Source organism: Oceanobacillus rekensis, assembly GCF_002153375.1.
GTDB lineage: Bacteria > Bacillota > Bacilli > Bacillales > Amphibacillaceae > Oceanobacillus > Oceanobacillus rekensis.
In genome coordinates, this window is record NZ_MTBQ01000003.1 from 397012 (window position 1) to 412168 (window position 15157).

A 15157-nucleotide genomic window follows, 5' to 3' on the forward strand; every position below is an offset into this window, starting at 1 on the left:
CATTTAATGTTCGTCTAAGGAAAATTCTTGAATATCAGACCAAGTATAGGCAATGAACTAACTATCAACTCTGCACAATACTAATGTGTTAGAGGCGATACATAATTTTCACATAATAATCATCTGTACTAGTTTCAGAGGAAGAGATTAAGACTGCACAAACCTTTGTGCTGGAACGAATGAAACAGCTTATTGAACCTTCCTCTGCTGTGACAGTTGCGGCTGCTATGAGTGGTAAATTGGGTGTCGAAGATAAAAATGTTGTCTGTGTGCTGTCGGGTGGAAATGTGGATATTGGAGAGGTTTGAAATGGAAAAATTCGGAGCAAACGCATTTGGTGAGTCCACTTTCTAGTTTTGGCGTGACGATGTCGATTTTGTCCTCGCAGGTGGTGTAGACAGTCTATGGTCCCCTGCTTTCTTATCCGGCTTACGTGATATGGGCGCACTTGCAACAACTGGCCCGGAAGACCAAACAACATGGTCTCGGCCATTTGATGAGAGTCGGACAGGTATGCTTATGGGGGGAGGGTTCTGCACTGTTTGTTCTCGAACCACTCGAAAAAGCGAAGGCACGCGGTGCACATATCCATGCTGTATTAGCTGGATATGGAGCTTCCAATGATGCCTACCAGATACAGCATCACATCCAGACGGTAAAGGTGCTGCATTAGCCATTAAACGAGCACTTCGCTCGACTAATCTTGATGCTTACCAAATCGATTATGTCAATGCCCATGCAACCTCAACTAAGGCAGGCGACATCGCGGAGACGAAAGCACTTCGTGAGATATTCGGTGAACAATTGGATGCGATTCCTGTTAGTTCGATTAAAGGTGCCATTGGACATCCTCTCGGAGCGGCTGGTGCAATCGAAAGTATCGCGAGTATAAAGGCAATTGAAACAGGGATAATCCCCGCCACACTGCACTGTGATAGTCGGGTCGAACTAGCACCCCTTGATGTGGTACCAAATGTCAGTAGGAAAGGAAATGTAAAAACCGTACTCAGTAATTCATTTGGAACTGCTTTAATCTGGCAAGCTCCTTAAATCTACTAAAAAACTACCTGTCCCTACTTTACTTACAAGGGACAGGTAGTTTTTATAAACAGCATAGGAGATAGCCTTCTCCCTACGCTCGGTTTTTCTTATCCTCTATACCTCATCCCCAATCCTTTCAGGAAGTTCCTTGCATATCGGTCACCACATTCTCGGTAATTGCGATGTCCTTCTTTCCTTAGCAAAGCACTTAACTCCCCTTTTGTTATGATGACTTCTGCATCTTCCAGAATGTCAATCATGTCTTCACTAGTTAATGTCAGTGCGATTTTCAACTTTTTCAACAATACATTATTAACACTATCATTATTTTTCATCATCATTGGTGGGCGTTCGGCTTGACCTGGATTTGGTTCCTGTTTCCCTCTTTTATAGACTATCAGGCCATTTAAAAATGATTCCAGCATGAAATTATCACAAGGTATATTATCTTTATTCATCTCATCATTTGATGCAAAGCCATCTTCATCACTGTCTTTTGTTTTAGTTAGGATCTTCTGTACTTCTTCTTTTGTTACTTCGATGCCTCCAAGTTCAAATATTTTCACCATATCTGCATCTTTTATATCAAGGGCGTATCGTAATCGAATTAAAATATCATTATTATTCATATCCATTTTTATTCCTCCTAGTATTTGCTATTTGTTCTGTAGTGGGAATCAGGTAAGTAATCTCAGAATAACCTTTTTTTAAAGTAATCGTGAACCATTATGTATTACCGACGACTTCTTTTGACTCAAGGCTATGTTCTAAAAGTTATGGGCTAAGGTAACTCGTCCTACTTAAGAGAATTGTTATTTATGTCACAAATAAGATCTATTGGTCAACCACTCTTTATGCAGTATAGATTTATACAATTTTGCTGTCAATTATTTATAGAATTCCCCATTTTAAGTGTTATCTGGTGCGATACCCTAACCTAGAGAACTGTTCCCAACGTTTGATTTTTCTTATTAATGAAGGATATACTTTCTTTAACACTCCGAATGACAATGCAAGCCATTTTACTACATTCATAAAGAGGAGGATTTTTCGTGACAAAACATAAAGGTATCATACGACATGAATCACTGAAACCATTATCTCGCCACCATATGATTGGTCTGCATTTAGCATTGAAATTAAAAAGAGCAGGCAAAAAAGAAAGTCGTTTAACAATCGAAGAAATAAAACAAGATGCTGTTGATTTTTGGAACCCAGATGGTCAAAATCATTTCCGAGAAGAAGAGGAAATTCTCTTACCCGCATACTCTCAATATGCAGAAATTAATATGCCGGAGATAGTAGGAATGCTTTTAGAACATGTGAAGATACGTGCTAAAATTGAGGATGTTATTCAGTCTAAGGAAATCAATATTGAACTCATGCATGATTTGGGGCATCTGCTAGAGGTACATATTCGTACAGAAGAACGTGTGATTTTTCCAATGATTGAAAAAGCCCTACCAGAAGACAAGCTTGTGGAACTTGCTCCATTTCTGCATTAATGTGTGAAAACTTAGTCGCCTATTTGGCACTTTTCTTTAATAAGATGAATAGAAAAACCATCCCTTATATGTAAAACAACAAAAGAGATGGTTTTCTCACATGCTTATAGATTATTTTCTTACCGGCGTACAAACGGCATATATACTTTCCGAAGTGTCATACAAATTCACTTCAATAATTTGGTACCCACCGTTTCTTATCTCGTTGTTTGTTGAATTCATTTCATTTTTCTCCACTGATTTTCTCCCTTTCTAACAAATTTATCACACAGAAGTTAATATATGCATGCAAGTTAAAAGCGTGCAGGGTTTTTGTGTTTGACTCCTAACAAGAGTCTGACCAATAGAGGAAGCAAAAGAACCGTCCCCATGCTTCCTTATTCGTGTTGGTTGATTTATAATTGTATTAAAAAGGAGGTTTTGTGGATGTGGAAGTCGAGTAGGTTGATGCGGTTTTTGGGTGGTCGAGATTTGTTTTATGCGTTAGCTTTGCTTATGGTGATTGGTGTTACTATTTTTATTTATACTAAGATTTCATTTATCTTTTATCCTTTAAATGTAATTCTTTCAACGATTTTACCGCCTGTTATCTTGGCATTTATTGTTTACTATTTATTGAATCCCATAGTAAATCTATTAGAGAGGTTGCGGATTAAACGGATTTGGGGAATTATCATTATTATACTGGGTATAAGTGGACTATTAACTGGGATCATCATGCTTTCAGCTCCTGCAATTCAACAACAGGTGACAGATTTAGCTGAGAATTTCCCAACCTATTTAAATCAAATGGGTGAAGGAATCACAACCTGGTTACAAAACTCATTTTTAGGGCCTTATTATGAAGAAGGATATAACTGGTTCATTTCAAATTTCAGTGACATACCAGGAATGATTGGCAGCTATTTAGCTGATGCTTTCCAAAGCATTCAAAATGTAGCAAATACACTTACAACTGCTATCGTTACAATCGTTACATTTCCAATTATCCTCTTTTTTCTATTAAAAGATGGAATTAAATTTAAACAGTTTTCTTTGAAATTATTACCACCTAAATATCGAAAAGATATCAATCACATCTTACATAATATGGATACACAAGTTGGTTCATATATTCAAGGACAAATCATTGTTGCTTCTTGTATCGGTATTTTATTATTTATCGGTTATTTAATCATTGGATTGGAGTATGCGATCACACTTGCAATTATTGCAGCTATAACGAGTGTTGTCCCCTATCTTGGGCCAACCATTGCAATTATTCCGGCAATCATTATTGCGTTGGTCGATTCACCATTTATGTTAGTAAAATTAGCAATCGTTTGGGCTGCAGTACAATTTTTAGAAGGGAATTTTGTTTCCCCAAATATTATGGGAAGAACGATGAAAATACATCCGCTTACTATTATCATCGTTTTACTAGTTGCAGGAAATCTAGTTGGAATTGTTGGGGTCATCCTCGGAATACCTGGATACGCTATGATAAAAGTAATTGTCACCTACTTATTCGGCAAGTTTAAACATCGCTATAATAAGTACTTTGGTGAAGACACGGATCCCTATCAACTAACAGATGAAAAGAAAGTGGATTAATAAGGGGGTAGGCTTATGACAACAAAGCTTTTCTATACATCTCCAGAGACAGAAGAATGGCAAACAAAGATAAAGAAAGAAATAGAAAAAGGTGGAGACTGCTTTGTCATTCTAGAAGAAACAGCTTTTTACCCACATGGCGGTGGACAGCCCTGTGATTTAGGAAGCATTAATGATATTGCCGTTTCGGATGTATTTATGGAAGACGATGAGATATTACATAAGATAGATCGTCTTCCTGAAACAAACCATGTATCCTGTAAGTTGAACTGGGATAGAAGATTCGATCATATGCAGCAGCATAGTGGGCAGCATCTGTTATCAGCTATTTGCTTAGAACTTTTTCAAGCCAAAACAGTGAGTTTCCATCTTGGGACGGAAGATGTAACCATTGATGTGAATCAAATCAATCTGACACAAGATCAACTCATTCGGATTGAAGATGAAGTAAATAAACAAATCTACAAAAATCGAAACATAAACAGTTATTTTATAAACAATGAACAACTCACGTCTATACCGCTTGTGAAGCAACCAAAAGTAACGGAGAATATTCGTATCGTTGAGATTGAAGGTATTGAATACAATGCTTGTGGTGGTATACATGTATCAAATACAGGTGAAATAGGGATAATTAAACTTTTTAAAAGTGAAAAGATGAAAGATGCTACTCGAATTCATTTCAAATGTGGGTACCGCGCATTGGAAGACTTTCAAGCAACACTAGAAATTACTGACACTCTCTCGGATAAGTTCCATACGGGGCGAAAAGATATTTTAGATCGTTTTGGGAAATGGGAGAATGAGCATAAGCAACTTCAGTACCAAAATTCCGAACTGGAAGAGCAAAATAATACTTATTTGGAAAAAGAACTGCTCTCTAGGATAGAGTCGAATGTTCTCGCACATGTTTTTCCAGATAAGTCGCTAAAAAGCATGCAAAAATTTGCGGCAAAAATAGCATCTGAACAACATGTCATTGTATTATTTGCCACAACTGCTGAAAATAAAGTTCTCCTAGTCCATGATGGTTCTGAATTTCTATTATGTGGTGAATTTTATAAAGAGCATCTTCCGGCGTTTAATGGTAAAGGTGGTGGAAATGCTAAATCTGCGCAAGCAGCATTTCCAACTCTCGAAAATTGTTTAGCTTTCTTTCAGTTCGTTTATGAAAAGATAATAAGCTGTTAATAAATGCCTATCCCCCCACACTGGAAAGTTTTGGGGATAGGCATTTATTAACAAGAACTACTATCCCCTTACAAATATCTAAAAATTAACTTTCAGCCATTTTCCCCATATTAACTCTCACAGCTTGGATCCCCGCAGCCCGAAATCCACTGATCTCTAAGCTTGCAACAGATTGAATTGTTGTTCCACCAGGCGAACAAACATCATCTTTTAACTTTCCAGGGTGGATCCCTGTTTCCAATACCATTTCAGCTGAGCCAAGCAATGCTTGGGCAGCAATTGTGTATGCTTTTATCTCTTGGCATACCATGCAGTACGACACTATCTGCAAGAGCTTCGATGAATATATATCCAAAAGCCGGTGATGAACCACTAGCAATATCCATGAGACTTTCCTCGATAACTTCGACTTTACCAAAGCTTTCAAATAATGCTTTAATTTCATTCGTTCCTCGTCAGTTATAAATTGATTCAGACTATCGAATCCCCTTCAATATGTAATAAACTTTTACCTATTCATTTTAAAATAGTGGTAGGTTGATAGCAATGGTTTAATAACATAAAGGAGAGGAACAGCTATTTATAATTACAATCGAAATGGTGGCATACAGTAATAAAAAAGGATATTCTGGATTCGATTTTATATTAACGAGTGAGGGCTTATTCCTAATTATCAAAAAAATGACTAGCCCTTCAAGATGGGATTTGCCATTTTATTATTGATTGGTTATTTTATATTTTAGGTAATTATAATTCGAAGTCGGGACTTTTTTAATTCTATTCCCCTCTTCGTCTTCATGAATCTCGTATTCTCTGTAAACTTCTATTCGATACCCATTTTCAACTTTTTCTTCCTCAAATATATATTCTGATGATGAATAGGTTACAGGCTCTTGTTCTTTTTCAGTTTCGGCAATTATTTCGATAGACTCTTCATTGGCAACATCGTGGAAACTCGTACTAAATCCATGATATGGTTCTGCACGTGTTTCTAAAAATGCGACAAAGCCCAGAACAAGGATAATTCCAGTGAAACAAATTATTTTTTTCATGGACAGTTTCCTCTCTTAAGTTTGATTATCTATAACAGTCTTTCACGTTTTTACACATCTATCATATTGTATGCAGGAAATTGAAAAGTAGACGAGCTATGCGAAATAACAACGGATAAGAAACGAAAAAAACTTAACAAGCAAGTACAGCCTCCTTTACTAGGAGACTGTTAGATTTCGTTTATGTGCAAGGCACGGGACCTTAAAACTGCCCTTATGCTAATTTCTGGCAGCAATTCGGGCAGAAATTTGCTCCGGTTGTTTTCTGTCCGCAGTTTGGACAGAAATTCGGCATTTACTTTTTGTCAGATTCTTTTGGTTTTGCTTGTTGTTGCTGATTGAATTGTGATTCGTTATTATCGGGCTTATTTTTGCTCACATTTTTCAGCATTTCATTTGCCATGTTCATACCCATCATCATGCTAGCCATATCGGAGGCCGTTCTAGACCCGGAAACTTTTCCAGAGGCCATGCTGCAATTAGTCATGGAAACTTGCTGATATTTCGATATATCTTCAATCATTCCGTGGGAAGCTGTTTTGGTGATCATATCCCGGACTTCTTTTGGATAGTTAAAACTCATAATTTGGAACCCGATAACCTTCATTCCATCGTCCATGATTTGCATATCGAGATCTTCTTGAATACTCCGAGCAATATCAAATGCATTTGCCTGCAAGTTGAACATATCTTTCCCTTCTTTGATAATCCTTTTCATTAGGAGTTGATCAAGGTTTGCTGTAATCCTAATCTTGATATTTTCAGGAAAGAGAGTTTTTCCTTACTCCTGCAATTTTATCAATCAATGCCATGTAATCATTCACTTTGAAATAAAGAGTTCCATTGATTCACTTTCAGGGACTTTACCTTAATCTCGCGGTTGTTGAAACCATTTCACAATAAAAAACTTACTATAAAACTAACTGATAAAACCTATTAATGTTACCTGTCTTAATAAATAGCTATAGGAGCAAGTTGAAAAGCAGGCAGTCTAATTTTGAAAGCAACTGTTAATCGTGGAAATCAGATCATTGTTATTCTAGGATACGCAGCGGACCTACAGAAAAAAACGTTGCGGTTATTGACAGAGGGAGTTAACTCATCTCTTCTACATAATTCAGGCACACTTTCCACATTTATACATGATGATCCATTATATTCATTGGGCTTATATGACTCGCAATCATGCCTATCAGTTTACCTGCTTCTTCTTTGCTCAGTGAAATGATGGTTTCTTCTTCTAACTGATTCCCATCATTTGTTGATTTACGAATCATTCGTTTTATAACACCCTCACCAGTATCCTCAGTAAGGCTAAACATATAAGACATTTCTGCTTCATCTTCTTTGTAAATAGGAATCACCTCTGAAGATTCCCAGTCTCCATCGGTTTCTTCCAAATATAATCCGTCTTCCAATATTTCTTCTTCGGAAAGGTCATCGTCGATATAATTTTGAACGCTTTCGTGAACAACATGAATAATGTCCTTTAAATCGTTTAGGACCACCTTACTCATATGTCCATAATATGGATCGATGGACTGAAAATAAAACTCATCATTTGGAGGATCAAAGAATAGGGTGAAAAAATAACTCCTGTTTCCTTCTGCCCTATCAGAAAAAAAGTCTATCCTTGGATGTTTTTCCCTACGCTCAATTAACATCCTGCAAGTAATATCATATTTCTCACAAATTAAATGAACACTGTCCTCCAGCTCGCCACAGACTCTGTCAAACCATTCTAGGTGCATATAGTCCACAACCTTTCGAGTTAACATCATTTATTAGTGTATGAACATCTAAAAAATTCCTTCTAAACCTGAAACGGAAAAGTCTGCCCGGACATGGACAGACTTTTACCTTTATTTATTCTCTATTCCTGGTAATCCATTGAACTCAAACCGTCCATATGACTAGCAATCATAGCTATGATTGTACTTGCTTCTTCCCTACCAAAAATAAAATGTTGTTCATCTTTGATTAAATCCTCATCCTCTGTCCAGATGCGATTCGTCCTTTTTAATACACCATCACCGGTTTCCTGAACGACTCCGAACTGATACGATATTTCTACTTCTTCATCTTCCTCGATGTAAGCAGTCACCTCTGGAGTTTCCCATTCCACATCGAATTCTCCAACTACTATTTCGTCAGAATCATCAAAATTAGTTTCATCGTCTGTCATATCTTCTTCGATCAGATCATCATCCATATAATTATGGAAACTTTCGTGAACAGCATCAATAATATCCTCTATTTCAGTCAGCACTACTTTACTAATATGACCAAGTTCCTGTTCATAAGACTGAATATAGAATTCCTCATTATGCGGATCAAAAAAAAGTGAGCAAAAATAATCTCTATCAGCTTCTTCCGTTTCCACAAAAAAGTCTATCCTTGGATGTCTTGCCCCACGCTCAATTGACATTTTTCCATTTTCATCATATTTCTCACAAATAGAAATAAGACTATCCTGCAATTCACCACAGACTCTATCAAACCATTCTAAGTGCATACAAATTCCCACCTTTCTATGTCGATACCTTTATTATGACCCGTTAGTAAAAATTCTCTCTGTTTTTCCAAAAATTTTTTCGAATGTTTCATTTTCCTGGCTCTGGAGGGGAAAATGGATTCGGACGGTTAATTAAAAAAGGCTGATAGCATCCTTGTATCTTATAAATATTGTTGATATTCTTATAAAGGATGTTCAAAAGGTCCGGTAAAAATGACACATCGAATTTCTCAGGAATGCTTGCTTTTCCTGCGTGCAAGATCGTTTGCACACCTATTAAAAGCATACGTTAAATAGAATTCTGCACCTCCGTCTACAAGCGTATTCGGAGAAGGGAATTCCTCGGTCCTTTTTATCCTCCTTTTTGAACACACACTTATAGTGAGCTAAAATTAAGGGGGAACAACTTTGAATAGATGGTTAACAGTTACTGCATTTTTGTCTGTGCTAGCACTTTCGGCTTGTGGCACGGGCCAGCAAGAAAAAATAGAAGAAGAGATAGTTCACGATAATAGCACTACAGACTCAATGGTAGCGGATAAAAAAGAAATTGTTCTCGACCTGGAAGAAGAGGATGAAGCTTCCAAAGAGGCAAAGTCATCAGAGGAAGTCTCAGATGACTCGAAAAAAAAGCCGGAGGATAGAGAGCAAGATCCAGTGGATGAGCCAGGAGAAGCGGCTGGAAATACAGAAGAAAAGCCTGCTCTGGAAGATTCGGTTGAAGATAAAGAAGCGAAAAGTAAACCGGAAGATAAAAAAAGCAAACAACAAACAACAACCAATTTTGACCATTATCCAAAGGGGCAATTTGCGGTAGATGGAAGTGCAGGGCAGACAGTAAAGAATAGTACTGGTGAATTTACCATTGAAAAATCAGTCGCTCTTAGTCCTGTACATATTGATCCGATGAATATTCACATAGAAAATGTCATGCTTGTTAGCGGGAAAGTAACCGAAGAATCGATTGCTGGGATTTCCGGGGATCATGTGAGGTTCTTGCAGGTGGATGCGATATTGCAGAACACAAGTGAAGATCCAATCCAATTCTTCTTTGCTTCAACGACACTTGATTTAAATGGACAACAACTAACTGCCCACAGTATGTTCAGTGGTATTACGGATGGTAATTATGGCACACAGGCACCAAGGAACGCTACCTTAGTTTATATGCTAAATGAGAATCATTTGACTACAGACCAAATAAAAAATCTGACGGTCAACATCATAGCTAATCCAACAAACACGAATACAGGTGAAGAAGTCGGAAAAGGTACCACATTGGATGTTTCATTTTAAACTAATGTGTTAATCTCCCACTGCTTGAATCACTGCTTTTACCATACTTCCACAACCAATAAAACCTTTTCCTTTATCCATTATAAAAGTCTCTTCAATATGTAAAATGAAACCCTCTTAAAGTTACTAAACTCTAAGAGGGTTTCTAATATTGTAAATTTATGCTTTTACCCAATATGCTGCTTCATTACTTGAAGGTGAGGGTGGGAATTGATCGCCTTTATCGATATTTATTGTCGTATCATCATTACTTGATGAGCCACCACTTACCAGACTATCAACCTTATATTCGCCACTTTCTGGAGCTTTTTCGCCTGTTTTTAATTTGTTATCTGCTATTTGTCTCCACCTCCGAAATTTTTTTAGAAAGTTGAGTGTAAATTAAATAACTATCTTTCTATACTATCTAATAACCCATATAATAAATTTCAAACAACAATATCAACCAATTTTTGATAATCCGCAAGTTTTTTTAAATTGACGGAGATGTTTTAACTTGTATTTTTTAGGTTATTGTATATTAATCCAAGTTTTAATCGGGATTGTTAGAGAATGTCATTAATTATTTAAAGGAGGAGTTTCACATGACAACGCTTCAAGAAATAATGACGGAAAATGTAGCGGAAGTTAAGCCAAGTGATGGAATGTTTTCATTAGCACGTGAGATGAAGGCAAACGATGTAGGGTTTCTCCCGATTATTGATGACAAGTTCCTCGGAGTAGTAACTGATAGAGATCTCGTGTGTAAAGGTTTAGCGAAAGGCCCAGACATTACTAATATAGAAGCCCAGCAGATCATGACTGAAAAGGTAATTACCGGACTTCCGGATATGGAAGTGGAAGAAGCATCCAGGCTGATGCAAGATCACCAAATTTCACGTCTGTTGGTAGTAGAAAATGATCAATTAAAAGGTGTTGTATCATTAGGCGATATAGCTGTAACCAATAATGAACAAGCTGCAGAGAGCGCATTAAGTGAAATAAAGAAATCTGGCCATTAATTCACAAAGTTACTTTCGTGAATCTATAGATGAAATACCAGTAAATCCTCTCATTAATTCACAACGAATTCTTGAGAGGTTTTTCTTAAGAATAACTGATTAAAAACACGAGGAGTGGATTAACCTTGAATATTTTACTGACATCAAGCGCCAGACGAATTGACTTTGTAGGCTTTTTTCAGAGTGCTTTAAAGAATGCTGGTATAAACGGAAAAGTGATTGTAGCCGATCCAGAGAATAACGCACCGTCACTTCAAGCAGGAGATGAAAGTTATGCAATCCCACATCAAACAGACCCACGGTACATCGAAGCAATATTTGAAATCTGTGAAAAACATGAGGTGAATTGTCTTGTACCGCTAAATGATTGGGAAGTACCCAAACTATCTGCTCACAAAGAGGAACTTAAAAAATTAAGTGTTTCCGTCTTTACACCGGACCCAAACATTGTCGATAAAGTACGGGATAAAGGAAAATACCGCGAATTGCTGAAAACATTCGAGGTTATGGCTCCACTCTCATATATCAATATAGAAGATGCTGAGAAGGCAATAGAAAATAACGAGGTTTCATTTCCATTAATCGTGAAACCGCGTAACGGTTCTGCTTCTATAGGAATTGAATATGTCCATAGTGTTGAAGATATGAAATTTGCTTACCAGCATGCCGTTCAGATGATTAAAGAGACACCGTTAAATGATGCTACTCACAAAAAACCTGAGGATAATATCATTATTCAGGATGTGATTGAAGGAGAAAAGTTTAGTGTTGATATGTTCAACGACTTAGATGGTCGCTTTCTCGCTTCCTTTATCCGAAAGCAATTGGATATGAGAGGTGGAGATGTTGATCGATGTATTACAGTAAACTCCCCTGAATTACAAAGTATCGCAAAAAAAACAGGGGAAAACTTGGGTCATGCAGGGTACATGAACGCTGATGTATATTACGATGGTACTAATTATTATGTCATTGACATTAACCCTCGTTTTGGAGGAGGCTATGCATTTACCCACCAAGCAGGCGCGGATGTTCCCGCAGCAATTATTGCTCTAACGGCTGGTAAAGAAGTGAATGAAAATTGGCTGAAACAGGATCCAGATATTGAACTTGCGCGTCATGACGTTGTCGTTCATATAGAAGAAGAGAAGGTTAAATATATCCGTAAGTAAACTTTTTCTTAACCATACATGTAGGAGGGATAAAATGGGTGATCCAATCCCATTACTAGAAAAACTGATTGAAATAGATAGTTCTAACAAAACAGGAGCAAACGAGGCGATAGATTATTGTGCGGAATGGTTAGAAAATCGCGGGCTCACTGTTAAAAAAATAGTAAACAACGGGCATCACATGTTAGTATGTGAAATTGGTCAAGGCAAAAACACAATCGTTTTCAACGGTCATATTGATGTTATTGAAGCAGAGGACAGACAGTTTAAAGCCTATATTAATGATGGAAAAATGTATGGACGCGGTTCTGTTGATATGAAAGCAGGTGTCGCTACAATGATGGAAACCGTTGCACAATTAAAGAATCACAATTTAAAATCAAAAGTAATGCTTCAAATCGTACCTGATGAGGAAACTGGTGGATCTAATGGTACAAAATATTTAACAGAAAATGGTTATTTAGGTGACTTTATTATTTGTGGGGAACCGACAAACATGGGAATTGCTATCCAATCCAAAGGTGTGCTCCAACTCGATTTTGTCATCGAAGGAAAGCCGGCACATGGAAGCCGCCCATGGGAAGGTGATAATGCAATTACCAAGGCCTTTTATTTATACGAGGAGATACTTGAGCTTCCTTTTGCAGAAGAAACTTCCCCACCAATGTATGATAAACCGTCAATTAATCTCGCTAAAATACATGGTGGAACAGTTTATAATAAGGTACCAGAATCATGTAAAATGTCGCTTGATATTAGATATTTACCTGAACAATCTCCTGATGAGATATTTAAACAGATTCAAGAGATTACAGAAGGAACCATATCAACGCATATGCGCAACAGACCAGTTAAGACGAAGGAAGATAATCCATTTGTACAAGCTCTCGCCGAGTCGATAAAGAATCAAACGCAATTTGAGAGAGTAAACATCTTTGGCCAGCATGGTTCAAATGATGGGCAGTTTTTTACCGAATATGGAGGGTCTGCCATAGAATTTGGCCCCATCGGACATGACTGGCACGGCGATGAAGAAATGGTATACGTAGATTCTGTAAGAGAATACCAACAAGTCCTAAAACACTTCGTATCAACCTATGGAAATAATCATTAAAAAGAGGAAGCATGGGGACCCCTGCTTCCTCTTTTTAATGTATTATGATTATATTCCAAGGAGACTCTGTTTTCATGGAAGGGTTAATCAATCTCTCCCCTCTTTCCTTTACCAAATACGTTACTAATTATTCTCTTTTATCGGTTATCAATTTTTTCTGGATACAGGTCATGATTCATTAAACGATGTGTTGCCATTTCTTCGTATTTTGTACCGACTTTCCCATAGTTACACCACGGATCGATTGAAATACCTCCACGTGGAGTAAATTTCCCCCAAACCTCTATATATCTTGGATCCAGTAGCTTAATTAAATCATTCATAATAATATTGACACAATCTTCATGGAAGTCTCCATGGTTTCGGAAGCTAAATAAGTATAATTTCAATGATTTACTTTCAACAATTTTCTTATTCGGTATATAAGAAATATACATTGTCGCAAAATCCGGTTGTTTTGTTATCGGACATAGACTAGTGAATTCCGGACAATTGAATTTCACAAAGTAATCACGATTCGCATGCAGATTATCAACTGACTCCAGAACTTCTGGTGCATAATCAAACGAATACTCTACTTCCTGGTTCCCCAGCAATGTTAGATCTTTCAATCCTTCTTTATCATTTCGACCAGACATAAAAAAATCTCCTTTGTATACATATTTTTCCACAATTTCGTTAAGAGGCATCCCCGTTCTACGCAAAACAAAGAGATGAAGTATAAAAAGCCACATCCGATATGGACATGGCATAATAGTCAAGTATCCATAGTTTTTTATAGAGGGTAATAACTATGAACCTCTTCCGCAAACTTATAGAACATATACCCCTATCATACCATAAAACCTACCTAGTTGGAAGCATGGGTATGGTTCTTTCTGCTTCCATCTTCCTTATTCCCCAATGCTTCATCGATTTAAATCAACCTTTTAAAGCACCATAATAATAAGTATATTTCTTAAAAGTAAAAAGAATCTACGTCTAATTTTTATGCTCCAGTAAAATTTATTTATTGAAAAGCTTTTAAAGAAAGCAAAAAAGGGGTATGACAAGTAATATGACGCAAAATATATAATGTGGAGGGATATTATGAAAAATTCAACAATGAACCTTATTCTGGGCTCAGCACTCACAGCTAGTGGTGCAGTATTGGCAATGACAGCTTATAAACAAAGACAAAGTGAGTCGGGTATGAGCAATAGCCAAAAAGTTGACAAGATAGAAAGTGTGGATGCTGATAAGGATCCTGCAGAAAGAGGATTAACCCAACTTGATCATGCACATAGAGCTGAATGGATGGCAAACGGTTTTCCACAGACACATCGTGAAATGGAAGAGTTAGAAGAACAGGAGAAAAGAAATCAGCATTAAGTTAAGGTATACAAAGCTATCATTGTTTGTGGGCTGTCGAGTTGGCAGCCTATTTTTTCTGTATTACTTCAAAAAAAAGGCCATACCCCTTGAACAACAAGGAATACAGACCTTTTAGATAGTATGACTCCGATTGGGCTCGAACCAACGACCTCATGCCTGTCAAGCATGCGCTCTCCCAGCTGAGCTACGGAATCGTATGTAATTAATATAATAAACTATATACGGATTAATCCAATCTGTCAATAACTAACCATATAAAAATGAAAATAACTGAATAATATCTTTATATCCCACATAATATGA

At 37.1% G+C, this 15157-nt stretch carries 17 protein-coding genes, 1 tRNA gene, 3 pseudogenes and 1 riboswitch; of the genes and pseudogenes, 12 read left to right on the forward strand and 9 right to left on the reverse strand.

The window, feature by feature from the left end:
• Nucleotides 1–167: 167 nt before the first annotated feature.
• The 4 genes and pseudogenes from BV906_RS09365 to BV906_RS19850 all read left to right on the forward strand — a co-directional run bounded on the left by BV906_RS09365 (nucleotide 168) and on the right by BV906_RS19850 (nucleotide 1050).
• Nucleotides 168–308, forward strand: a complete 141-nt coding sequence (locus BV906_RS09365; RefSeq protein WP_245844026.1) for a hypothetical protein — start codon at nucleotides 168–170, stop codon at nucleotides 306–308.
• A 115-nt stretch (nucleotides 309–423) separates the two neighbouring features.
• A pseudogene (locus tag BV906_RS19840) lies at nucleotides 424–483 on the forward strand (hypothetical protein); the annotation flags it as partial.
• Between the two features lie 13 nt (nucleotides 484–496).
• A complete protein-coding gene (locus BV906_RS19845) occupies nucleotides 497–673 on the forward strand; it encodes a hypothetical protein (protein WP_245844027.1) in 177 nt (58 codons plus the stop codon).
• Between the two features lie 2 nt (nucleotides 674–675).
• Complete coding sequence (locus BV906_RS19850; RefSeq protein ID WP_245844067.1) at nucleotides 676–1050, forward strand: beta-ketoacyl-[acyl-carrier-protein] synthase family protein; 375 nt, start codon at nucleotides 676–678, stop codon at nucleotides 1048–1050.
• Between the two features lie 98 nt (nucleotides 1051–1148).
• Here BV906_RS19850 and BV906_RS09375 read toward each other — a convergent pair whose 3' ends face one another.
• Nucleotides 1149–1676 (reverse strand): YehS family protein, encoded by a 528-nt coding sequence (locus BV906_RS09375; RefSeq protein ID WP_087973265.1) that lies wholly within the window; start codon nucleotides 1674–1676, stop codon nucleotides 1149–1151.
• Nucleotides 1677–2093: 417 nt separating this feature from the next.
• On the opposite strand from BV906_RS09375, the gene BV906_RS09380 reads away from it, so the two are divergent.
• From BV906_RS09380 to BV906_RS09390, 3 genes are all read left to right on the forward strand, one after another.
• A complete protein-coding gene (locus BV906_RS09380) occupies nucleotides 2094–2546 on the forward strand; it encodes a hemerythrin domain-containing protein (protein ID WP_087973266.1) in 453 nt (150 codons plus the stop codon).
• A gap of 426 nt (nucleotides 2547–2972) precedes the next feature.
• Nucleotides 2973–4139, forward strand: a complete 1167-nt coding sequence (locus tag BV906_RS09385) for an AI-2E family transporter (RefSeq protein WP_087973267.1) — start codon at nucleotides 2973–2975, stop codon at nucleotides 4137–4139.
• Between the two features lie 15 nt (nucleotides 4140–4154).
• Complete coding sequence (locus BV906_RS09390) at nucleotides 4155–5330, forward strand: alanyl-tRNA editing protein (protein WP_087973268.1); 1176 nt, start codon at nucleotides 4155–4157, stop codon at nucleotides 5328–5330.
• Between the two features lie 85 nt (nucleotides 5331–5415).
• Here the strand turns inward: BV906_RS09390 and BV906_RS09395 are convergent.
• The 5 genes and pseudogenes from BV906_RS09395 to BV906_RS09415 form a co-directional block, all read right to left on the reverse strand.
• Nucleotides 5416–5773 (reverse strand): annotated as a pseudogene (locus BV906_RS09395) (pyrroline-5-carboxylate reductase dimerization domain-containing protein); the annotation flags it as partial.
• Nucleotides 5774–6046: 273 nt separating this feature from the next.
• On the reverse strand, nucleotides 6047–6382 hold the full coding sequence (locus BV906_RS09400) for a hypothetical protein (RefSeq protein WP_087973269.1): 336 nt from the start codon (nucleotides 6380–6382) through the stop codon (nucleotides 6047–6049).
• A 214-nt stretch (nucleotides 6383–6596) separates the two neighbouring features.
• Nucleotides 6597–7227 (reverse strand): annotated as a pseudogene (locus BV906_RS09405) (SPFH domain-containing protein); the annotation flags it as partial.
• A 291-nt stretch (nucleotides 7228–7518) separates the two neighbouring features.
• Nucleotides 7519–8160, reverse strand: coding sequence for a hypothetical protein (locus BV906_RS09410; protein ID WP_245844028.1), 642 nt, complete (start codon nucleotides 8158–8160; stop codon nucleotides 7519–7521).
• 95 nt (nucleotides 8161–8255) lie between these two features.
• Entirely contained in the window at nucleotides 8256–8897 is a 642-nt protein-coding gene (locus tag BV906_RS09415) for a hypothetical protein (protein WP_087973271.1), read from the reverse strand.
• Nucleotides 8898–9305: 408 nt separating this feature from the next.
• Here BV906_RS09415 and BV906_RS09425 point away from each other — a divergent pair, with 408 nt between their 5' ends.
• Entirely contained in the window at nucleotides 9306–10193 is an 888-nt protein-coding gene (locus BV906_RS09425; protein WP_087973273.1) for a hypothetical protein, read from the forward strand.
• Between the two features lie 159 nt (nucleotides 10194–10352).
• Here the strand turns inward: BV906_RS09425 and BV906_RS20025 are convergent, their stop codons facing one another.
• Nucleotides 10353–10532 carry a YjzC family protein gene (locus BV906_RS20025; RefSeq protein WP_087973554.1) on the reverse strand — a complete coding sequence of 60 codons (180 nt, stop codon included), beginning with the start codon at nucleotides 10530–10532 and terminating at the stop codon, nucleotides 10353–10355.
• A gap of 245 nt (nucleotides 10533–10777) precedes the next feature.
• On the opposite strand from BV906_RS20025, the gene BV906_RS09435 reads away from it, so the two are divergent.
• The 3 genes from BV906_RS09435 to BV906_RS09445 all read left to right on the forward strand — a co-directional run bounded on the left by BV906_RS09435 (nucleotide 10778) and on the right by BV906_RS09445 (nucleotide 13480).
• A complete protein-coding gene (locus tag BV906_RS09435) occupies nucleotides 10778–11194 on the forward strand; it encodes a CBS domain-containing protein (RefSeq protein WP_087973274.1) in 417 nt (138 codons plus the stop codon).
• A gap of 125 nt (nucleotides 11195–11319) precedes the next feature.
• Nucleotides 11320–12366, forward strand: a complete 1047-nt coding sequence (locus BV906_RS09440) for an ATP-grasp domain-containing protein (RefSeq protein WP_087973275.1) — start codon at nucleotides 11320–11322, stop codon at nucleotides 12364–12366.
• 34 nt (nucleotides 12367–12400) lie between these two features.
• Nucleotides 12401–13480 (forward strand): M20 family metallopeptidase, encoded by a 1080-nt coding sequence (locus BV906_RS09445; RefSeq protein WP_087973276.1) that lies wholly within the window; start codon nucleotides 12401–12403, stop codon nucleotides 13478–13480.
• Between the two features lie 137 nt (nucleotides 13481–13617).
• Here BV906_RS09445 and queF read toward each other — a convergent pair whose 3' ends face one another.
• On the reverse strand, nucleotides 13618–14118 hold the full coding sequence (gene queF / locus BV906_RS09450; protein WP_087973277.1) for a preQ(1) synthase: 501 nt from the start codon (nucleotides 14116–14118) through the stop codon (nucleotides 13618–13620).
• Nucleotides 14119–14241: 123 nt separating this feature from the next.
• A riboswitch (PreQ1 riboswitch) is annotated at nucleotides 14242–14288 on the reverse strand.
• 281 nt (nucleotides 14289–14569) lie between these two features.
• Between queF and BV906_RS09455 the strand changes: the two genes are divergently transcribed.
• Nucleotides 14570–14851 carry a hypothetical protein gene (locus BV906_RS09455; protein WP_087973278.1) on the forward strand — a complete coding sequence of 94 codons (282 nt, stop codon included), beginning with the start codon at nucleotides 14570–14572 and terminating at the stop codon, nucleotides 14849–14851.
• A 124-nt stretch (nucleotides 14852–14975) separates the two neighbouring features.
• Here the strand turns inward: BV906_RS09455 and BV906_RS09460 are convergent.
• Nucleotides 14976–15048: transfer RNA gene (locus BV906_RS09460), tRNA-Val, on the reverse strand.
• Nucleotides 15049–15157: the final 109 nt, after the last annotated feature.